This window comes from Streptomyces sp. NPDC059740, from assembly GCF_042733155.1.
GTDB lineage: Bacteria > Actinomycetota > Actinomycetes > Streptomycetales > Streptomycetaceae > Streptomyces.
Window position 1 is genome coordinate 209,956 of record NZ_JBHWGP010000003.1, and the last position, 20,151, is coordinate 230,106.

At 74.0% G+C, this 20,151-nt stretch carries 15 protein-coding genes; 5 read left to right on the forward strand and 10 right to left on the reverse strand.

Going from position 1 to position 20,151, the window contains the following annotated elements:
- Positions 1–122: 122 nt before the first annotated feature.
- From ilvC to ACFV3R_RS05650, 5 genes are all read right to left on the reverse strand, one after another.
- Complete coding sequence (gene ilvC, locus ACFV3R_RS05630; protein WP_385575989.1) at positions 123–1,121, reverse strand: ketol-acid reductoisomerase; 999 nt, start codon at positions 1,119–1,121, stop codon at positions 123–125.
- Between the two features lie 193 nt (positions 1,122–1,314).
- Positions 1,315–1,839 (reverse strand): acetolactate synthase small subunit, encoded by a 525-nt coding sequence (gene ilvN / locus ACFV3R_RS05635; protein WP_385575992.1) that lies wholly within the window; start codon positions 1,837–1,839, stop codon positions 1,315–1,317.
- 81 nt (positions 1,840–1,920) lie between these two features.
- Entirely contained in the window at positions 1,921–3,801 is a 1,881-nt protein-coding gene (locus tag ACFV3R_RS05640; RefSeq protein ID WP_385575995.1) for an acetolactate synthase large subunit, read from the reverse strand.
- Between the two features lie 554 nt (positions 3,802–4,355).
- Positions 4,356–7,580, reverse strand: a complete 3,225-nt coding sequence (locus tag ACFV3R_RS05645; protein ID WP_385575998.1) for a putative bifunctional diguanylate cyclase/phosphodiesterase — start codon at positions 7,578–7,580, stop codon at positions 4,356–4,358.
- A gap of 383 nt (positions 7,581–7,963) precedes the next feature.
- On the reverse strand, positions 7,964–8,956 hold the full coding sequence (locus ACFV3R_RS05650) for a 2-hydroxyacid dehydrogenase (protein ID WP_385576001.1): 993 nt from the start codon (positions 8,954–8,956) through the stop codon (positions 7,964–7,966).
- Between the two features lie 215 nt (positions 8,957–9,171).
- On the opposite strand from ACFV3R_RS05650, the gene ACFV3R_RS05655 reads away from it, so the two are divergent.
- From ACFV3R_RS05655 to ACFV3R_RS05670, 4 genes are all read left to right on the forward strand, one after another.
- Positions 9,172–10,164 carry an aldo/keto reductase gene (locus ACFV3R_RS05655; RefSeq protein ID WP_385576004.1) on the forward strand — a complete coding sequence of 331 codons (993 nt, stop codon included), beginning with the start codon at positions 9,172–9,174 and terminating at the stop codon, positions 10,162–10,164.
- Positions 10,165–10,336: 172 nt separating this feature from the next.
- The gene (locus ACFV3R_RS05660; protein WP_385576442.1) at positions 10,337–11,497 is read left to right on the forward strand and encodes a PQQ-dependent sugar dehydrogenase; all 1,161 of its coding nucleotides are present in this window, start codon (positions 10,337–10,339) and stop codon (positions 11,495–11,497) included.
- Between the two features lie 88 nt (positions 11,498–11,585).
- Positions 11,586–12,626 carry a PHP domain-containing protein gene (locus ACFV3R_RS05665; protein ID WP_385576445.1) on the forward strand — a complete coding sequence of 347 codons (1,041 nt, stop codon included), beginning with the start codon at positions 11,586–11,588 and terminating at the stop codon, positions 12,624–12,626.
- Between the two features lie 149 nt (positions 12,627–12,775).
- Positions 12,776–12,943, forward strand: coding sequence for a DUF6191 domain-containing protein (locus tag ACFV3R_RS05670; RefSeq protein ID WP_385576007.1), 168 nt, complete (start codon positions 12,776–12,778; stop codon positions 12,941–12,943).
- Between the two features lie 251 nt (positions 12,944–13,194).
- Here the strand turns inward: ACFV3R_RS05670 and ACFV3R_RS05675 are convergent, their stop codons facing one another.
- The gene (locus tag ACFV3R_RS05675; RefSeq protein ID WP_385576010.1) at positions 13,195–13,986 is read right to left on the reverse strand and encodes a maleylpyruvate isomerase family mycothiol-dependent enzyme; all 792 of its coding nucleotides are present in this window, start codon (positions 13,984–13,986) and stop codon (positions 13,195–13,197) included.
- Positions 13,987–14,163: 177 nt separating this feature from the next.
- Here ACFV3R_RS05675 and ACFV3R_RS05680 point away from each other — a divergent pair, with 177 nt between their 5' ends.
- The gene (locus ACFV3R_RS05680) at positions 14,164–14,565 is read left to right on the forward strand and encodes an OsmC family protein (RefSeq protein WP_385576013.1); all 402 of its coding nucleotides are present in this window, start codon (positions 14,164–14,166) and stop codon (positions 14,563–14,565) included.
- A gap of 27 nt (positions 14,566–14,592) precedes the next feature.
- Here the strand turns inward: ACFV3R_RS05680 and ACFV3R_RS05685 are convergent, their stop codons facing one another.
- From ACFV3R_RS05685 to ACFV3R_RS05700, 4 genes are all read right to left on the reverse strand, one after another.
- Complete coding sequence (locus ACFV3R_RS05685) at positions 14,593–17,715, reverse strand: AAA family ATPase (RefSeq protein WP_385576448.1); 3,123 nt, start codon at positions 17,713–17,715, stop codon at positions 14,593–14,595.
- 146 nt (positions 17,716–17,861) lie between these two features.
- Positions 17,862–18,053, reverse strand: a complete 192-nt coding sequence (locus ACFV3R_RS05690) for a hypothetical protein (protein ID WP_385576016.1) — start codon at positions 18,051–18,053, stop codon at positions 17,862–17,864.
- Positions 18,054–18,535: 482 nt separating this feature from the next.
- A complete protein-coding gene (locus ACFV3R_RS05695) occupies positions 18,536–18,697 on the reverse strand; it encodes a hypothetical protein (protein WP_385576019.1) in 162 nt (53 codons plus the stop codon).
- The gene (locus tag ACFV3R_RS05700) at positions 18,666–20,066 is read right to left on the reverse strand and encodes an OFA family MFS transporter (RefSeq protein WP_385576022.1); all 1,401 of its coding nucleotides are present in this window, start codon (positions 20,064–20,066) and stop codon (positions 18,666–18,668) included. The genes ACFV3R_RS05695 and ACFV3R_RS05700 overlap by 32 nt, the downstream gene beginning before the upstream one ends.
- Positions 20,067–20,151: the final 85 nt, after the last annotated feature.

The following is a 20,151-nucleotide window of genomic DNA, read 5'->3' on the forward strand; positions in this document are numbered from 1 at the left end:
GGGGCGGGTCAGCGCGCCCGGCCCCGGCCCGCGGCGCGGCGCCCCCCCCCCCGCCCCCGGGGGCGGTGGGGCGGGGGGGGGGGCGGGCGCCGCCCGCCCCCCCCGGCCGGTGGGAGAAGGGCTCAGGCCTCCTCGTCCACCCAGCTCATCAGCTTGCGCAGCTTGGCGCCGGTGGTCTCCAGCAGGTGCTCGGAGTCGGCCTTCTTGTACTCGTTGTACTTGGGCAGGCCGGCGTTGTACTCGGCCATCCAGTTGTTGGCGAAGGTGCCGTCCTGGATCTCGCCGAGGATCTTCTTCATCTCGGCCTTGGTGCCCTCGTTGACGACGCGCGGGCCGGAGACGTAGTCGCCCCACTCGGCGGTCTCCGAGACGGACCAGCGCATCTTCTCCAGGCCGCCCTCGTACATGAGGTCGACGATGAGCTTCAGCTCGTGCAGGCACTCGAAGTAGGCGATCTCGGGCTGGTAGCCCGCCTCGACCAGCGTCTCGAAGCCGGCCTTCACCAGCGCGGCGGTACCGCCGCACAGCACGGCCTGCTCGCCGAAGAGGTCGGTCTCGGTCTCCTCGGTGAAGGTGGTCTTGATGACGCCGGCGCGGGTGCCGCCGATGCCCTTGGCGTAGGAGAGCGCCAGCTCCAGGGCCTTGCCCGAGGGGTCCTGCTCGACGGCCACGATGCACGGCACGCCGCGGCCCTCCTCGTACTGGCGGCGGACCAGGTGGCCCGGGCCCTTCGGGGCGACCATGCAGACGTCCACGTTGGCGGACGGCTTGATGAAGCCGTACCGGATGTTCAGGCCGTGGCCGAAGAACAGCGCGTCGCCGTCCTTCAGGTGCGGGGCGATGGACTCCTCGTAGACCTTGGCCTGGATGGGGTCCGGCACCAGGATCATGATGACGTCGGCCTCGGCGGCGGCCTCGGCGGGCGTCACCACGCGCAGGCCCTGCTCCTCGGCCTTCGCCTTGGACTTGGAGCCCTCGTGCAGACCGACGCGCACGTCGACGCCGGAGTCACGCAGGGACAGCGCGTGCGCGTGACCCTGGCTCCCGTATCCGATGACCGCGACCTTGCGGTTCTGGATGATGGACAGGTCGGCGTCGTCGTCGTAGAACAGCTCGGCCACTTGGGGTCTCTCCTTGGTTCTCACGGGGTGCCCCTCACAGTACGTGGGACCTGCGGGGACGGGTTCGGGGGTCTCGCGATGCGGTCGCGGACCTGTGGTGACGGGTGGGCGGGGGCGCCGCCCGGCACCTTCCGGGTCAGGCGGAAGGTGCCGCGCCGGCCGGGGTCCCGGCCGGCGCGCGGAAGGGCCTTGCTCAGGCCGAGCGCTCCAGCGCCCGCAGCGAGCGGTCGGTGATGGAGCGGGCACCGCGCCCTATGGCGATCGTGCCGGACTGGACCAGTTCCTTGATGCCGAACGGCTCCAGCATCTTGAGCATGGCCTCCAGCTTGTCGCTGCCGCCGGTCGCCTCGATGGTCACCGCCTCCGGGGAGACGTCGACGGTCTTGGCGCGGAAGAGCTGGACGATCTCCACGACCTGGGAGCGGGTCTCGTTGTCGGCCTTGACCTTCACCAGGACCAGTTCGCGCTGGATGGCGGAGCCGGGTTCCAGCTCCACGATCTTCAGGACGTTGACGAGCTTGTTGAGCTGCTTGGTGACCTGTTCCAGCGGGAGCGTGTCGACGTTGACCACGATGGTGACGCGGCTGATGTCGGGGTGCTCGGTGACACCGACGGCGAGGGAGTCGATGTTGAAGCCCCGGCGGAAGAACAGTGCGGCGATCCGGGCGAGGATGCCGGGGGTGTTCTCCACCAGGACGGAGAGCGTGTGCTTGGTCATGAGCTGGTCGTCCTTCTTCCGTTCCCGTGCCCGGTGTCGGTGTGGTCGCGTCGGGGCGTCGCGGGCGCGCCCGGGGCCTGCTCAGTCATCGCCGTCGCCGAAGTCGGGGCGCACCCCGCGGGCGGCCATGACCTCGTCGTTGGAGGTGCCGGCGGCGACCATCGGCCACACCATGGCGTCCTCGTGGACGATGAAGTCCACCACCACCGGCCGGTCGTTGATCGCGTTGGCCTTGGCGATGACGGCGTCCAGCTCGGCGGGGTTCTCGCAGCGCATCGCCACGCAGCCCATGGCCTCGGCCAGCTTCACGAAGTCCGGGCAGCGGGTGCCGGCGCTGGGGCCGGGCACGCCTTCGCCCGCGGTCACGGGCGGGCCCGCCTCGTCCGGGCCGGAGTGCAGCACGGTGTTGGAGTAGCGCTGGTTGTAGAAGAGCGTCTGCCACTGCCGGACCATGCCCAGGGCGCCGTTGTTGATGATGGCGACCTTGATCGGGATGTGGTTCAGGGCGCAGGTGACCAGTTCCTGGTTGGTCATCTGGAAGCAGCCGTCACCGTCGATGGCCCACACCGTCCGGTCCGGCACGCCCGCCTTGGCGCCCATCGCGGCCGGCACGGCGTAGCCCATGGTGCCCGCGCCGCCGGAGTTGAGCCAGGTCGCCGGCTTCTCGTACTGGATGAAGTGCGCGGCCCACATCTGGTGCTGGCCGACACCCGCGGCGTAGACGGTGCCCTCGGGCGCCAGTTGGCCGATGCGCTGGATGACCTGCTGCGGCGAGAGGCTGCCGTCCTGGGGCATCTCGTAGCCCAGGGGGTAGGTGTCCCGCCAGCGGTTGAGGTCCTTCCACCAGGCGGTGTAGTCGCCGGGGTTGCCCGCCTCGTGCTCGGCCTGGACGGCGACGACCAGGTCGGCCAGCACCTCCCGCGCGTCGCCGACGATCGGCACGTCCGCCAGCCGGTTCTTGCCGATCTCGGCCGGGTCGATGTCGGCGTGGACGATCTTGGCGTGCGGGGCGAAGGAGTCGAGCCTGCCGGTGACGCGGTCGTCGAAGCGGGCGCCGAGCGCGACGATGAGGTCGGCCTTCTGGAGCGCGGTGACGGCGGCGACGCTGCCGTGCATGCCCGGCATGCCCAGGTGCTGCGGGTGGCTGTCGGGGAACGCGCCCAGCGCCATCAGCGTCGTGGTGACGGGCGCGCCGGTCAGCTCGGCGAGGACCTTGAGCTCCGCGGTGGCGTGCGCCTTGAGGACACCGCCGCCGACGTAGAGGACGGGGCGCTTGGCCTCGGCCACCAGGCGGGCGGCCTCGCGGATCTGCTTGGCGTGCGGCTTGGTCACCGGGCGGTAGCCGGGCAGGTCCTCCTGCGGCGGCCAGCTGAAGGTGGTCCGCGCCTGGAGGGCGTCCTTGGCGATGTCGACGAGGACGGGGCCGGGGCGGCCGGTGGAGGCGATGTGGAAGGCCTCGGCGATGGTCCGCGGGATGTCGGCCGGGTCGGTGATGAGGAAGTTGTGCTTGGTGATCGGCATCGTGATGCCGCAGATGTCCGCCTCCTGGAAGGCGTCCGTGCCGATGGTGTGGGAGGCGACCTGGCCCGTGATGGCGACCATCGGCACCGAGTCCATGTGCGCGTCGGCGATCGGCGTCACCAGGTTGGTGGCACCCGGCCCCGAGGTGGCCATGCACACCCCCACCCGGCCGGTGGCCTGCGCGTACCCGGTCGCCGCGTGCCCCGCGCCCTGCTCGTGGCGGACGAGCACGTGGCGCACCTTCGAGGAGTCCATCATCGGGTCGTACGCCGGGAGGATCGCGCCGCCGGGGATGCCGAAGACGGTGTCGACCCCGACCTCCTCCAGCGAGCGGATGAGGGACTGCGCTCCCGTGACGTTCTCGACGACGGACTGCTGGGACCCGCCGGAGTGGCGGTTCCGTGACTGCGGATGGTGGGCCGCGGAGGCCTGCTCGGTCATCTGCGTCTCTTCTCGAAGCTGAGGGTGGTGGCGGAGGGTGCCGGTCCGTCGTACCGGTGTCGTCGGCGGGGGCCGGAGGCGGTGGTTCGACGGGTGCTTTCGTTGGGTTTGTACGTGCCTGTGCAACAAAAAACCCCTCGTGCCGTGAGGCAAGCGAGGGGAGCGCGCCGGGTGTGGTCGCTGGGTTTCCGTGTGGCCCAGCTCAGCCGACGCGCTGTCCAAGTACGAGAATTCGGGTGCGCATGGCTCTGACCCTCTCCCGACCCGTCACGGGTGTCAAGTGTGTGGGACGCAGGTCTCACCATGTGAGCGTAGAGGCGTACGCGTGAACGGACCGGCGCCCCGGCCGCTCCCCCGCCTCCCGCGCGCCCGGCCGGGGCGGGCCTCACCGACCGCCGCGGGCCGGACGCCCGGAGCCGGGCGCCCGGAACCCGGCGACCGCGGAAAGTGCTGCCGGAGAGTCCGCCGCAGCGGGGCCCGCTCCGGCGGGGACTGCGCTGGCGGGGACTGCGCCGGCGACCGGGCCGCCCCCGGTGTTCCCCCGCGGGTCGCCGTCACTCGGTGCCCTGCCCCTGACGGCGCGGGGACCGGGCGAGGTCGCGGGGCGTGGGCACCTCGGCGAGGTGGCGCAGCGAGGGTTCGTCCCGCTCGTCCGGCCAGGCGGTGCGGCGGCCCAGGGTGCTCAGGACGCTCTCGCGGGCCCCGGGACCGCTCTTCCGGGGGAGGGAGTAGCCCCCTGCGGTGAGGGCCCGCCGCAGCCTGTGCTCGTCCAGCGGGCCGGCGAACGCCCGGCCCTGGCCGTGGGTGCACCCCATGGCCCGGAGCGCTCTGATCTGCTCCGGCAGGTCCACCCCCTCGGCGATCGAGCGCATACCGAGGTCGGCGGCGATGCCCAGCAGCCCGGCTGTGATCTTGTGCAGGCGGGCGGAGTCCACCACTCCGTCCACGAGGCCCCTCTCCAGGCGGACGATGTCGACGGGCAGCCGCCGCAGCGGCCCGACCGCGACCTGTCCGCGGCTGAAGGCGTCCAGCGCGACCCTGACCCCGAGCCGGCGCAGGGAGACCAGGGGGCGTTCCCAGCGTTCCCAGTCCTCGGGGTCGTCGGGGGGTGTGACGTCGGTGAGTTCCATGACGAGGGCCGCCGGCGGAAGCCCACCCCGGGCGAGGAGTTCGCACACCACGTCCGGCGGCAGCCCGCGTTCGTCGACCAGGTGGCGTGCGGCCACCCGCACCACGACCGGGACCCGGTAGCCGGCCCGGTGGCGTGCGGCGGCCTGGTCTATGGCGGCCTCCAGCTGACGCCGTTCGATCGCGGCGTGCCACTCGCGTTCCGCCGGCCCGGTCCCCTCCTGGGCGGAGGTGCCCGGCAGGTCCGCGGCGGCGAAGAGGATGCCGTGGGCCGAGCGCCAGCGGGGTTGCGCGGTGACGGCGGTGATGCGGCCGGTCGCCAGCTCCACCACGGGCTGGTGGACGAGCGTGAACTCCCCGTCGTCCAGGCCGGGGCGGCGCGGCGCGGCGGTTGCCGCCCGCACCACCGGCGTGACCGGGGCCGCCGTGCGGGCGGTTGCACCGCCGTTCTCGCGCCCGGGTCCGCGCTTGGCGCCGGCCCGCGCCCCGGAGGCCTCGCGGGGGGAGGGCTCCGTCTGCGGGGTGTACAGCTCGACGCGCCCCTTGCCCGCCTGCTTGGCGCAGTACATGGCCGCGTCGGCGTGACGGATCAACACCGCCGGAGTGATGCCCGGTTCGGCGAAGGCGATGCCGATGCTGGCGGCCACCCTCGCCTCCCGTCCGTCGACGCGGTAGGGCTCGGAGAGGCGGATGCGGAGCCGGTCGGCGATCTCCCGGATGCGGTACTCGCGGGCGCCGCGGTCGCGGGTGCCGTCGCCCATGATGAGTGCTGCGAACTCGTCACCGCCGAGCCGGGCGGCGGTGTCGCCCGCCCGTACCGACTCCGCCAGCCGCCGGGCCGCCTGCACCAGCAGCTCGTCACCTGCCTGGTGGCCGATGGTGTCGTTGACCTGCTTGAAGCCGTCGAGGTCGATGTAGAGCACCGCGGTGTCGTGGTCGCAGGACCGTCGTCCGCCGAGCGCCTTGCCGACGCGTTCGGTGAACAGCGCCCGGTTCGGCAGGTCGGTGAGGGTGTCGTGGGAGGCGTTGTGCTGGAGCTGCGCCTGGAGCCGGACCCGTTCGGTGACGTCCCGGGAGTTGAGGATCAGCCCGCCCTCGTGGCGGCTGACGGTGGACTCGACGTTGAGCCACACCGGGCCGCCGCTGTGGTCGTGGCCGGACCGGAAGCGGCACTCGATGCGGGTGGTGGGCTCCGCGTGGGGGTCGGCGGCGAGGAAGCGGCGGATCTCGTGGGTGACGGCGCCGAGGTCGTCCGGGTGGATGAGGGCGGCCAGCGGCGAGCCCACCATGGCCTGCGGCTCACGACCGTAGACGCCGGCCGCGGCCGGGCTCACGTACCGCAGCTCGCCCTCCGCGTCGGCGATCATGATGACGTCGCTCGACCCCTGCACCAGGGACCTGAAGTGGTTCTCCTTGTGCGCGAGTTCCTGGGCCAGGGCGATGTTGTCCATCAGCATGATGCCCTGGCGCACGACGAGTGCGAGGACCACCGTGCAGCCGGTGAAGAGCACCATGCGGTCGATGCGCCGCCCGTCGAGGACGTTGTAGAGGATGCCCAGGGTGCAGACCGCGGCGGCCAGGTAGGGGGTGAGGGCGGCGAGGGAGCCGGCGATGGGTCTGCCGGAGACCTCGCCGCGCCCGGCCGACCGGGGCCGGGGCGGCACCCCGTCCAGGGCCGGTACGGCTGAGCCGACCTCGGCGCGGGAGGCGGTGCGCGGCCGGGACGCGGCGGGGGCGACGGGCCGGGCCGGCCGCCGCGGGGCGCCCGCGCCACCGCTCCCCCGCCGCTCCGCCGTGCCGGCCGCCCCGTGGCCCGCCCCGGCCGGCGACCGGCCGGCGGGCGGGGTGGCGCCCATGCGCCGGGCGACCCAGGGTGCGTAGGCCAGGAGCAGCGAGCCGGCGAACCAGCCGGCGTCCAGGAGTTGGCCGGAGCGGTAGTGCTCGCGCAGCAGCGGCGAGCTGAAGAGGGCGTCGCACAGGACGGTCAGGGCCAGCGCGCCGATGGCGGTGTTGACCGCGGAGCGGTTGGCGGCGGAGCGCTTGAAGTGCAGCGCCAGCACCATGCTGACCAGGACGATGTCCAGCAGCGGGTAGGCCAGCGTGAGGGCGCCGCGGGCCACGCTCACGCCCTGGAGGTGGGCGGTGTGGGCGAGCGCCAGGCTCCAGGAGAGGGTGAGCAGTGAACCGCCGATGAGCCAGGCGTCGAGCCCGAGGCAGACCCAACCGGCCCGGTTGACGGGGCGTTTGGCCAGGACGAGCAGGCCGATGATGGCCGGCGGCGCGAAGAGCAGGAAGCAGAAGTCGGCGGCGGACGGGCTGGGCACCGGCTCCCGCAGCACCACCTCGTACCAGCCCCAGACGCCGTTGCCGAGCGAGGCCATCAGGGAGGAGACGGCGAACAGGAGCCAGGCGGGGCGGGTGCGGCCACCGTGCGCGCGGGCGTAGCGGAAGCAGGAGACGGCCGCCACGAGCGCGGCGCTGCTCAGCCCGAAGTCCCCCATCACCAGGGAGACCTCGTGGGAGCCCCAGCCCAGTCCGGCACCCAGTGCGTAGGCGGCGCACAGCACGGCGAGCGCGGCCTGCGCGACGCTTCCCTGGGCGCCGGAACGCTCGCGGCCGGGGCGGTCCAGAACGACTCCGGTGGTGCTCATCGCGCCACCTCGCAAGCTGCCCGGGACGGGCGGCGGCACCCGGTGCCCCCGGCCTGCTGCGGCCCGGGGCGGTTCGTGGTCGGCGTGGTCGGCGCTGCGGCGCGCAGCCGCCCGGTGTGCGGCCGGGTCCGGCCCGGCGTTCGACGGAGGACCGGACGCCCCCCGGGAGTTCGCGGAACGTGCGTGTCGTGGTGTGTCCATTGGCCGTACATCGCCCGTCGCCCCCCTGCAGTTTCCGGAATGTCAACGGCCGCCGTGCGACGCCGGCGCCGACCCCGACGGGGACGATACACCAGCTCCGTCACACTGCGACATAGCTGATCTACGGAGGGTAACGGACACCGGCGTCCGAGTACAGAGCGCGTTCATACCGTCTCGTAGCGCTACCCGTCCGCGCCCTCGCCCGCCGTCGTGATCACGTTGCGCAGCGGCTCCCCGGCCGCGAAGCGGGTGAGCTGGTCCCGCAGCAGGGCCCGGGCGCGCGGGGTGAACGCCGAACTCGGGCCACCGACGTGCGGGGTGACCAGGGCGCCGGGGGCCTTCCAGAGCGGGTGGCCGGCGGGCAGCGGCTCGGGGTCGGTGACGTCCAGGGCCGCACGCAACCGGCCCGACTCCAGCTCGGTCAGGAGGGCCGCGGTGTCCACCACCGCGCCGCGCGCGACGTTCACCAGCAGGGCGCCGTCCTTCATCCGGGCCAGGAAGCCGGCGTCCACCAGCCCCCTGGTCTGCTCGGTGAGCGGGGTCACCAGGATCACCACGTCGGCCTGCGGGAGCAGTTCGGGGAGAGCGGCGAGCGTCTGCACGGGCCCGCGTGCGGTGTCCCGCGCACTGCGCGCGATGCGCGCCACCCGCGCGCACTCGAAGGGTTCGAGCCGGTCCTCGATGGCACTGCCGATCGACCCGTAGCCCACGATGAGGACGGTCCGGTCGGCGAGCGCGGGGCGGAACTGCGGGCTCCACTCCCCCGCGTCCTGCGCCCGGACGAACTCCGGGACGCCGCGCAGCGAGGCGAGCACCAGGGTGAGGGCGAGTTCGGCGGTGCTCGTGTCGTGCAGCCCGCGGGCGTTGCACAGGCGGGCCCCGGCGGGCATGTCGGGGACGCCGGGGAGCATGTGCTCGATGCCCGCGGTGAGCGTCTGCACCACCGCCACGCGCTGCATCGCGGCGAGCGGGCGCCGGCAGAGCGCCGGCTCCTTCATGTAGGGCACCCCGTAGAACACGCAACGGGCCGGGTCGGCGGGGTAGTCCCCGTCACCGTCCCAGTAGTGGTACTCCAGATCCGCGGGAAGGCCGTCGATCTCGCCGGGCGGCAGCGGCAGCCAGACGTCGACGGGGGCGTTGCCGGTGCCGGTGGTGCGGGCCGTGGTGAATGTCATGCTTCGAGGCTAGACAGTGGCCGCCGAGCGCTTCGGAGCAGGCCGCGGGCTCCGGGCCGGGGGTGTCCGGGGGCGGGAGGACGCCTGCGACGGCCGTGCGGGGCTGCCCGGGACGGCGGGTGCCCCCGGGCACCGCCTGCGGGAACACCTCTTCGGTTCAGACGTTAGTTTGGTGCGGACCCCTTGATCGGGGCGAGGGGACGAAAGGCACGAGGTTGGAGCGTAGGACACTCGGCGCGGCCGCCCTCGACGTGGGCGCCGTCGGGCTGGGCTGCATGCCGATGCACTGGGGGTACACGGCCAGCGAGCGCAGCGGGGAGGGCGCGCTGCGCACGGTGCACGCGGCGCTGGACCACGGGTGCTCCCTGCTCGACACCGCGGACATGTACGGGCCCTTCACCAACGAGTTGCTGGTGGGGCGGGCGTTGCGGGAGCGGCGCGGGGACGCCTTCGTGTCGACCAAGTGCGGTCTGCTGGTCGGCGAGCAGCACATCGTCGCCAACGGCCGTCCCTCGTACGTGCGCAGGGCCTGCGACGCCTCGCTGCGGCGGTTGCAGACCGACCGCATCGACCTCTACCAGTTGCACCGCCCCGACCCCGAGGTGCCGGTCGAGGAGACCTGGGGGGCGATGGCCGAGCTGGTGGCGGCGGGCAAGGTGCGGTCCCTGGGGTGGTGCGCGATCGACGCCCGGGCCCGGCGGCGGCGCGGTGAGGCGCTGTACGGGGAGACGCTGCGCCAGTTGGAGCGCGTCCAGCAGGTGTTCCCGGTCAGCAGTGTGCAGGCCGAGCTCTCGGTGTGGGCCCCGGAGGCGCTGGCCGCGCTGCTGCCGTGGTGCGAGACGCGCGGGGTCGGGTTCCTGGCGGCGATGCCGCTCGGCAACGGCTACCTGACGGGGACGCTGACCACCGGCGGCGGTTTCGAGCCGGACGACATACGGGCCCGCCATCCGCGCTTCACGGCCGAGATGATGGCCGCGAACCAGCCGATCGTGGTGGGGCTGCGCCGGGTGGCCGCCCGGTACGGGGCGAGCACCGCGCAGGTGGCGCTGGCCTGGGTGCTGGCGCAGGGGCGGCATGTGGTGCCGGTGCCGGGGACGAAGAAGCCGGCGTGGGCGGTGGAGAACGCGGGCGCCGCCGGGTTGCGGCTCAGCGCGCGCGACCTCGCCGACATCGCCTCGCTGCCCCGGGCCCAGGGGTCGTGGGAGTGAGCGGCTGCGGCCGGCGGGAAGCGGCCGCCGGCTGCGCGGTGGGCGGCCCGGCCGGTCGCTGACCGGCGGTTCAGCTCTCCGACGCGCACTGCGCGACGGCGGCGCGCGGGTGTGGTGTGCTGGAAGTCGCCTGGTTCCGCCTCGCCACGAGAGGACCGCTCCCGTGCACCACGTGTCGCGCCGTCGCGTCAGTGCCGTCTGTGCCCTCGCCCTCGCCCTGCTGGTCGGCGGGTGTTCCCAGGGCGGGTCCCGGGACCCGGCCGCGCGCCCACCCGCCGGCACCGGCGCCCCCTCCGCCTCGCGCTCCTCCTCCGCAGCGCCCGCCACACCGCCGGCCCGCGGGTCGGTGAAGGTCCTCGGGACGCTCACCAGCGGCCTGGACTCGCCGTGGGGGCTGGCGGCGCTGCCCGGCGGTGACCTGCTGGTCTCCTCCCGCGACACCGGCGTGGTCGAGCGGGTCTCGGTCCGCGACGGCCGGCGGACGCGGCTGGGCCGAGTCCCCGGGGTCGACCCGGGCGGTGAGGGCGGGCTGCTGGGGCTCGCGGTGCCGCCCACCTACGGCAGCGACCACCAGGTGTACGCCTACTTCACCACCGCCTCCGACAACCGCATCGCCCGCATGGGCTACGACCCCGGGAAGCCGGCCGGGCACCAGCTCGGCGCGGTCCACGTGGTGCTGCGCGGCATTCCGAAGGGGCAGATCCACAACGGCGGCCGGATCGCTTTCGGCCCGGACCGGATGCTGTACGCGGGCACCGGTGAGTCCGGGCAGGGCGGCCGGGCGCAGGACGAGAAGTCGCCGGCCGGCAAGATCCTGCGGATGACCCCGGACGGGAGGCCCGCGCCCGGCAACCCGGACCCCTCCTCCGTCGTGTACTCCTCGGGCCACCGCAACGTGCAGGGCCTGGCCTGGGACCGGGACGGGCGGCTGTGGGCCTCGGAGTTCGGGCAGGACACCTGGGACGAGCTCAACCTGATCCGACGGGGCGGCAACTACGGCTGGCCCGAGGTGGAGGGACGCCGCAAGGACGCCGGGAAGTTCGTCAACCCGGTGGCGCAGTGGCACACCGACCAGGCGTCGCCGAGCGGCGTGGCCTACGTGGCCGGCAGCGTGTGGCTGGCGGGGCTGCGCGGGGAGCGGCTGTGGCGGGTGCCGCTGACGGGTCCGCGGGCGGCTGCCCGGCCGCAGGCGTTCCTGACCGGGAGGTACGGCCGGCTGCGGACGGTGCTGCCGGCCGGCGACTCGCAGCTGTGGCTGGTCACCAGCAACACCGACGGCCGGGGCAAGCCGCGCCGCGGTGACGACCGCATCCTGCGGCTCCGGGTGAGCTGACCTGCGCCGCTTCGGCACGGACAGGTCGCCGCCCGCCTGTGCCGGGGCGCCGGGGGCAGGACGGGCAGGCGAGGAGGAGGTGATCGCGGTGGACCCGGTGGCGGCGCTGGAACGCATCGCGTTCCTGCTGGAGAGGGCGCAGGCCCCGACCTACCGTGTGCGGGCCTTCCGCACGGCGGCGGAGGCGGTGGCCCGGCTGGAACCCGCGGAGGTCGGCCGCCGGGTCGCGGAGGGCAGTCTGCAGTCGCTGCGGGGCGTGGGGCCGAGGACCGCCGAGGTGGTGCGGGAGGCGGTGGCCGGCGGGACACCGTCCTACCTGGCGCGACTGGAGGCGGAGGAGCGGCCCGCGGCCCGTCTGGCGGGGCCGGCTCGGGCACTGTGGGAGTCGCTCCGCGGCGACTGCCACGTCCACTCGGACTGGTCCGACGGCGGCAGCCCGATCGAGGCCATGGCGCGGGCGGCGGCGGAGCTGGGCCACGAGTGGATGGTCCTCACCGACCACTCCCCCCGGCTGACCGTGGCCCGCGGCCTGAGCGCCGACCGGCTGCGTGAGCAGCTCGACGTGGTGGCCGGCCTCAACGAGCAGGTGGCGCCGTTCCGCATCCTGACGGGGATCGAGTGCGACATCCTGGCCGACGGCAGCCTGGACCAGACGCCGGAGCTGCTGGCGGAACTGGACCTGGTGGTGGCCTCGGTCCACTCGGGGCTCCGCACCGGCCGGGCGGAGATGACCCGCCGGATGGTGGCGGCCGTCAGCGATCCCCGGGTGAACGTCCTCGGGCACTGCACCGGGCGGCTGCGTGCGGGCCGGACCCGGCCGGAGTCGGAGTTCGACGCGGCCGAGGTGTTCGCGGCCTGCGCCCGGCACTCCACGGCGGTGGAGATCAACTGCCGGCCGGAACGGCTGGACCCGCCGCGGCGGTTGCTGGCCGAGGCGGTGGCGGCCGGGGTGCTCTTCGCGGTCGACACCGACGCCCATGCCCCCGGCCAGCTCGACTGGCAGCCGGCGGGGTGCGAGCGGGCGGTGGAGTGCGGCGTCCCGCCGGAGCGGGTGGTCACCACGTGGTCGGCTCGGGAGGTGGTGCGCTGGACCGGGACCGGCGTGCTCCCCGACCGCGCCGGCGGCTGACGGCGCGGCGCCGGTTCGCCCGACCCGTCCCCGGGTGCTCCGGGCTGTCGTTCCTGGCCCGATCCGGTCCCTTCCGACCCGGGACGCCCCCGGGCCGCAGCCCTACACTGAAGGACGGCGGGGGTGGAGCCGCACCGTGAGGGGGCGTCGTGTTCAACGTTGTCGAGGAGCTCTTCGCACCAGGCCGTAAGCACACCGAGGACGAGCGCCAACGCACGACGCTGGTCGTGGACGACGTCGGCGACGGAGATCCCGGCCGCGGCCCGATAGACCTCTCCTCCGGCCACGTCGTCATGCGCCGGGCACCACGGCCGTAGGCAGTGTCTTCACAGTGGCGTCGTTCGTCCGAAGGGCGGGTCCGGTGGCGTCTGGTGCGTGCGACCGCAAGGCGGAGGGAGGAGAGCGCAGCGGGCTGCGCCGGCGACCGACAACGCGGCGAGCGTGCGTGCCGGACACCACCGGACAGGCGGGACTTTGACGACACTGCCCAGCGGCGGGGCGCCTCGTCCCGCGCCTGCCGGGGGGGGTGCCGCCGGCAGGCCGGTCCGGTGCCCGGGGCCCGCCCGGATCAGCCGAACGCGACGCGTTCCAGCCAGAAGTCCAGGAGTGCGGTGTCGCCGCTGACCGTGACGCCCCCGTCTGCGAGGGACCGCCGGCGGTAGAGGACGAGCAGCAGCTCGGTCAGGGGGCCGCGGACCGCGACGGCGCACTTCTCGTGGGCGCGGCGCCAGTCGAGCGCCTCACCCGTCAGGTCGACCACCCACTCCGCGGAGAGCTCCGGCGGCGTGTCGGTGGCGTGGAAGTGGAGGGTGCGGCCGGGCCCGAGGAGTTCCCGCGTCCACGGGTGGACCTCGAAGTGCATGGGCAGCGAGCCCAGTTCCATCCACTCGTCGACGGCGTCCACGGCCACCGGCGGCGCCACGGGGACGTCGCCGCCGAGGGCCAGCATCGCGTCGGCGCCGTGCACCAGCGTCTCGTGGGCGAAGCGGCGGGCGTAGAAGGCGGTGGTGCCGCCGGGCACCGGGGTCCACAGCCGCTGGTCGGGGCCGGCCTCGCGGAGCGTGCCGGCCAGTCGCTCGGCGCCCTCGGTGAGCCAGGGCCCGAGTGCGGCGAGGTCCTCCTCGGCGTACGGCGCGAGGTCGCGGAAGTGCTCTTCGGGCAGGGGGCCGTCGGCCCGCACCCGCACCGTCTCCTCGGCCCAGCGCTGGGCCCCGCCGAGGTGGCGCAGCAGTTGGCCGAGGTTCCAGCCCGGGCAGGTCGGCACGGGGGTGGTGGGGTCGGCGTCGGTGAGACGGGAGCGGAGCAGAGCCGTGCGCTCCACGATGCCGTCGCAGTGGTCTTCGAAGGTGATCGCCGTCATGCCGCTCACAGTAGGGTGCCGCGCTGACAACGGGCGCCTGCCTGCGTGGTCGGCTCCGGCCCGGTCGCCCGGCGCGGCCCCGGGGCGGGCGGCAGTTGCGGCGCGCCCGGCGAGGCGCCCGGTTGTCGCCCGGTTGGTGGGCAGCCGCCGGACCGGCCCGCGGGTAGGTCTTCGGCCATGGCACCTTCGGACGAGACCATGTACAGCGCCCACGCGCACCACCGGCACGGCGAGGCGCACCTCGACGTCGAAGGGCGCGACCCGCTGCCCTACGCCTCCCCGTCCCAGCTGGGTGGCGACGGGCGGGGCTACGACCCGGAGCAGCTCTACGCCGCCGCCCTGACGGGCTGTCTGCACCAGGCACTGCTGATCGCCGCGACGGAGTCCGGCACCGACCCCGCCGGCAGCGCCGTCACCACCGAGGTGCGCCTGCACACCGACGGGACCCAGCGCTACACCTTCGAGGCCACGGCGACGGTGGAGCTGCCGGGCGCCGCGGAGGACCGGCGCGGGCAGGTGCTCGACCTGGCGCTCCGCATGTGCCCGGTCGGTGACCAGGTGACCGTCCGGCTGGGCTGACCCGCGGCAGTGCCGGCCCGGTCCGGGTCAGGCCGGACCGCCGGCCACGGTGGCGACGACCATCCCGGGGGCCGGGGCCGCCTCGGCCTCGTCCTGGGCGAAGAGCCGGAGCCGGTGGGCCAGCGCCGCCGCCTCGACCCGGCCGGAGACGCCGAGCTTGGCCAGGATGTGGGAGACATGGACGCTCGCCGTCTTCGGGGAGATGAAGAGCGTCTGCGCTATCTCGCGGTTGCTCCGTCCCGCGGCGACCAGCCGCAGCACCTCGCTCTCGCGGGCCGTCAGCCCCAGCGCCACCGCCGGCTCCACAGGCGGCTGGTCCGCGGCGGTCGGTGTGCCGGCACCCGCGCCCGCGGTGGGGGTCAGCGGGAGGCGGGCCCGGCGGGCGAGCGCCACCACTTCGCCGGTCAGCGGCTCGGCTCCCAGGTGCCGGGCGGCGCGGTGGGCCTTGCGCAGCAGTCGCGCGGCGCTCTCCCTGGCGGACGGGCCGCTCGTGGGGGCACCGGCGCCCAGCAGGGCCTCGGCCTCCCGGTAGCGGGCCCAGGCCAGTTCGTGGGGGCGTTCCAGCGGTGCGAGGGCGGCTGCCGCCGCGGCCCACCGCGCGGGCTCGTCCCCGCCCTCGGCCCGGCGCAGTTCCGCCGCCACCAGCAGGGCGTGGGCGTCCCACACCGGTACCCCGGTGGCGAGCCGACGAGCGGCCTGGCGCAGCAGTTCCAGCGAGCGGGCCCGCTCCTCGTCGTCGCCCGGCAGGCCGCGGCCGTCCGCCTCGGCGCTCGCCGCGGCCCACAGCAGGGGCCAGCCGTAGCGCTGGGTGCCGGGCGGGAAGCCGCGCGCGAGCGCGGGACGGAGGAGGGCGCGCACCTCACCGAGGTCACCGCGGCGGGCCGCCGCTTGGAGGGCGAAGCTCACCTGCGGCAGCAGGTTCTGGGGCTGGTGGTCGTGGCCGCCGTAGTGCCGGGCCGCCTCCCCGAGCTGCTCGACCGCGCGGGCGAGGTCGCCGCGGGCCAGGTCGAGCTGGGCGCTGCGCACCGCCACCAGGGCGAAGCTGTCGTGGCCCTGCGCCAGGCCGGCGCCGGTGCGGACCCACTCGGCCGCCTCGTCCCAGCGGCCCAGGGAGAACAGGCTCTCGGCGCCGTTGAGGTACACCCAGCTCGCGGAGTCGCTCCGCCCGCAGCGTTCGACGTGGGCCACGCCCGCGCGGGCCAGTTCGACGGCCTCCGCCGAGCGCCCCACGCCCTCCAGTGCCGAGACGAGGTCGATGTAGGCCCTGGACAGGGGCCAGGAGTGGCTGGTTCCGGTGGCGTCCGCCACCGCCGCGCGCATCTCGTGGAGGCCGGCCTCGACGTCCCCGAGGGCGACCCGGAGGCTGCCGAGCGTCACCCGGCCGTTGAGTTCGACCTCGCGGCTGCCCACCAGCCGGGCCAGCTCCACGGCCCGCTCGGCGGTGGCCGCGCTGTCGGCGTCGGGGGCGTGGACCAGGGCCCAGGCGGCGGACCGCTCCAGCACCTCGGCGTGGACGGCGGAGGGCGGCAGGTCGCGTACGAGTTCCCGCGCCTCGGCCAGTTGGTCCCAGCCGTCACCGCGCCCGGTGCGGATCATCAGCAGGGAGCGCTGGGAGAGGAACCAGGCGCGGCGCAGTGGCTCGCTGTCCTCGGGCGCCAACCGCAGGCCCCGTTTGACGAGGGTGAACGCCCGCTCCCGCTCGCCGGACAGGCGGGCTGCGACGGCGGCCTCGGCCAGCAGGTCCATGAACCGCAGCGCTGCGTCCTGGCAGCCGCAGGCGGGGTAGGCCCCGGTGTCGTCGGCTGGGCGCACGGCGGCCCGTACGGTGTCGGGGACGTCGTCCCACAGCTCCATGGCCCGTTCCAGGAGCCGCAGTTGTTCGGCGTAGGCGTGGCGGCGGCGGGCGGTGACCGAGGCGGCGAGGACGGCGGGCAGTGCCTTGGCGGCGTCGTGGGCGTGGTACCAGTAGCTGGCCAGCCTGGTGGCGCGGCTCTCGGCCGGCACCAGTGACGGGTCGGCCTCCAGGGCCTGCGCGTAGCGGCGGCTGAGCCGGGTGCGTTCGCCGGGCAGCAGGTCGTCGACGACCGCCTCCCGGACGAGGGCGTGGCGGAAGCGGTAGCCGCCGAAGGTGCCGTCGTCGGTGGGCAGCAGGATGTTGGCGCCCACGGCGAGGCGCAGCGCCTCGATGAGTTCGTCCTCGCCCAGGGGGCAGACGGCGGCGAGGAGGTCGTGTTCGACGGTGGAGCCGCCCTCGGCCGCGATGCGCACCACCCGCTGGGTGGTCTCCGGCAGTGCTTCCACGCGCACCAGCAGCAGGTCGCGCAGGGAGTCGCTGAGGCCGTAGGAGCAGCCCTCGCCGACACAGCGGGCGAGTTCCTCGACGAAGAAGGCGTTGCCCTCGGAGCGCGCGAACACCCGGTCCACCAGGTCGTGTTCGGGTTCGCCGCCGGTGATGCCGGCGAGCTGGGAGCGGACCTCGTCGTGGGTGAACCGCTGGAGGTCCAGCCACTGGACGGTGCGCATGCGGTCGACCTCGGCGAGGAAGGGGCGCAGCGGGTGCCGGCGGTGCAGGTCGTCGGAGCGGTAGGTGGCGACGAGCAGGACGCGGGCGGCGTGCAGGGCCCGCAGCAGGTAGGCGAAGAGTTCGCGGGTGGAGCGGTCCGCCCAGTGGAGGTCCTCCACGACGATCACCAGGGTGCGGCTGGCCGCGAGGCGTTCCAGCAGGCGGGCGGTGAGCTCGAAGAGGCGGGCCCGGCCGTGCTCGTCGTCCCTGCTGTCGCCGGTGACCTCGCCGAGTTCGGGGAGGATGCGGGCCAGTTCCCCCTCCTGGCCGGCGACGGCGGTGGCGAGTTCGTCCCCGAGGTGGGAGTTGAGGGCGTGCAGCAGGGCGGAGAAGGGGGCGAAGGGGAGGCCCTCGGCGCCGATCTCCAGGCAGTTGCCGACGGCGACGACCGCCCCGTCGGTCCGGGCGGCACCGGTGAACTCCTCCGTCAGGCGTGTCTTGCCGACCCCGGCCTCGCCGCCGACCAGGACGGCCCTGGGTGTTCCGGTGGTCGTGACCTCACGCTGGGCCGCACGCAGGCGGTCGAGTTCCTGCGTGCGGCCGACGAAGACGGGGCTGACGGATCTGGTCTCCACGTGACCGAGCATCGCACAGACCTCCGACAGCGGGGTGCGGATTTCCACCTGTTCCGGTCTCTGGAGGGGCGGCGTCCGTGCAGGTCATGGCTCTTCTGACGGAACGTGGACGGCGGCCGGCCCCGGGCTCGGGTGCCGCTCGGGGCCGGCCGCGCCGGTCAACCGACGGGCCGGCGGGACCGCCGCAGCAGGCCCCGCCGGGGCCTCACCCGCCCTTTCTCCTCCTGGCCCCCGGACTTCCGGGCGGTCTCAACGGCCTGGTGGCGGGCGGCCTCACCGGTCTGGTGGCGGTCGGCCTCGCGACGCAGTTCCTCGGCACGGACCCGGTGCTGCACCTCGTGGTAGTACACGGCGTTCCCTCCTGAGCTGCCGTCCGGGGCTCTCCCGGTCGGCGTGGCTCAAGACTCCGCCCGCAGGTGGGTCCGGCACATCGGGCGGATGCCTTAAGGCGGGGACTGCCGGGCACCTCATATCCGCCGGCAAGGGGGGCGGGGTGGCGGGGGCGGGGGCCTTAAGGGGTCCTTGCAAGATGAGCGTCCGATGAGGTCGCGTGGTCTGGTGCCGTGCAACGCAAGGCGCCGGAGAGCCCTCGTAGCGGAGCTACCAGGGCTTTTCGGCAACGCCGCGAGGTGCGGTGCCAGACCACGCGGCCCGGGCGGGCATATGGCAAGGACCCATAAGGCCCCTTACCCCTCGCCCTCGGCGTCTGCGCCGCCGACGTGCACGACGGTCGGGCCCTCCCGCCGCTCGTGCCGCCTTCGCCGCCGTCCGGTCCCGCCGTGGCCCGCGCCGGCCGGCCCTCTGGACACGAGGCGGCGCGGGCTTCGGCAGCTCAGCCGGTGAAGAGCTTCGTCGCCTTGCTGACCAGTTCGTACAGCCCGTAGGCGAGCGGCAAGCCCACCCAGAGCCAGACCACTACGGTGAGGGCGCGGCCAGGTTGGGCACCGGAGGCGTTCTCGGGGTCAGGCAGTGCGCTGGGGGTCGGGTTGACCATCGACCGTCTCCTCCGGTGTGTGGGGTTGTTCGATCCGAGGCTCGGGCTCGTGGTGGCGCGGGTGGACGGGGCGGACCAGTTCGTTCGCCACGAAGCCCACCACAAGCAGGCCGATCATGATGCCGAACGAGAGGCCGTAGAGGCCGGCCCCCGACTGGCCCGCGTCCTTCTGGGAGTCAGCCACCCAGTTGACGATCAGCGGGCCGAGGACGCCGGCGGTGGACCAGGCCGTCAGCAGCCTTCCGTGGATGGCGCCGACCTGGTACGTGCCGAACAGGTCCTTCAGGTATGCGGGGGCCGTCGCGAAGCCGCCCCCGTAGAAGGAGAGGACCACCAGCGCGCAGCAGACGAACAGCGGCTTCGACGCGTCCCCGGCCTGCCGGATCACCAGGTACATCAGCGCGCCGACGCCCAGGTAGATGCGGTAGACGTTCTTGCGGCCGATCACGTCCGAGATGGACGACCACAGCAACCGGCCCACCATGTTCGCGAGTGACAGCAGGGCGACGAAGCCCGCGGCGGCGGCGGCGCCGACCGAGGCCGAGGTGCCCGCGAAGAAGTCCGTGATCATGGGGGCGGCCTTCTCCAGGATGCCGATCCCTGCTGTCACGTTCATGCACAGCACCACCCACAGACACCAGAACTGCGGCGTCCGTACGGCGCTGCGGGCCGACACCTGTGCCGTGGTGACCAGTGGCGCCCGCTCCTCCCGCGACGGCTTCCACCCGGCGGGCCGCCAGCCCTCCGGCGGGATCCGGATGAGCAACACGCCGAGGGCCATGAACACGGCGTACGTCACCCCGTGCACGAGGAAGGCCGCCGCGATACCCCGGCTGCCGTCCCCGAAGGACTCCAGCATCTGTGCCGACCAGGGCGAGGCGATCAGCGCGCCGCCTCCGAAACCCATGATGGCGATGCCGGTGGCCATTCCTGGGCGGTCGGGGAACCACTTGATCAGTGTGGAGACGGGGGAGATGTAGCCGATGCCCAGCCCGATGCCTCCGACGAAGCCGTAGCCGAACACCACCAGCCAGAACTGTTCGGTGTACGCGCCCAGCGCGGCGAGCAGGAACCCCGAGGAGAAGCAGATCAGCGAAACGGCCATCGCCCAGCGCGGCCCCCGCCGTTCGACGAGCGTCCCGCCGAACGCCGCCGACAGCCCGAGCATGACGATCCCGAGCTGGAACGGCAGCGCGCTCTCCGTCCCCGACAGCCCGAGTGAGGATTCGAGCGGCGGCTTGAAGACGCTCCATGCGTATGCCTGCCCGATCGACAGGTGGACTGAGAGCGCGGCGGGCGGCACAAGCCACCGGCTCCAGCCTGGGGGAGCGAGGGTGCGTGAACGTGCGAAGAATCCGGGCGGAGTCATGCCCGGCACCCTACGGAAGGTCAGACTCCGTTGAACAGATCCCTGATGATCTCAATGGCCCGGCGTCCGGGGCCGCGCGCCGGTC

Coding starts and splice junctions, on each gene's coding strand:
- ACFV3R_RS05680 (WP_385576013.1), top strand. CDS start 14,164: ATGGCACCTTCGGACGAGACCATGTACAGCGCCCACGCGCACCACCGG.
- ACFV3R_RS05640 (WP_385575995.1), bottom strand. CDS start 3,801: ATGACCGAGCAGGCCTCCGCGGCCCACCATCCGCAGTCACGGAACCGC.
- ACFV3R_RS05675 (WP_385576010.1), bottom strand. CDS start 13,986: ATGACGGCGATCACCTTCGAAGACCACTGCGACGGCATCGTGGAGCGC.
- ACFV3R_RS05645 (WP_385575998.1), bottom strand. CDS start 7,580: ATGAGCACCACCGGAGTCGTTCTGGACCGCCCCGGCCGCGAGCGTTCC.
- ACFV3R_RS05700 (WP_385576022.1), bottom strand. CDS start 20,066: ATGACTCCGCCCGGATTCTTCGCACGTTCACGCACCCTCGCTCCCCCA.
- ACFV3R_RS05695 (WP_385576019.1), bottom strand. CDS start 18,697: ATGGTCAACCCGACCCCCAGCGCACTGCCTGACCCCGAGAACGCCTCC.
- ACFV3R_RS05650 (WP_385576001.1), bottom strand. CDS start 8,956: ATGACATTCACCACGGCCCGCACCACCGGCACCGGCAACGCCCCCGTC.
- ilvN (WP_385575992.1), bottom strand. CDS start 1,839: ATGACCAAGCACACGCTCTCCGTCCTGGTGGAGAACACCCCCGGCATC.
- ACFV3R_RS05685 (WP_385576448.1), bottom strand. CDS start 17,715: ATGCTCGGTCACGTGGAGACCAGATCCGTCAGCCCCGTCTTCGTCGGC.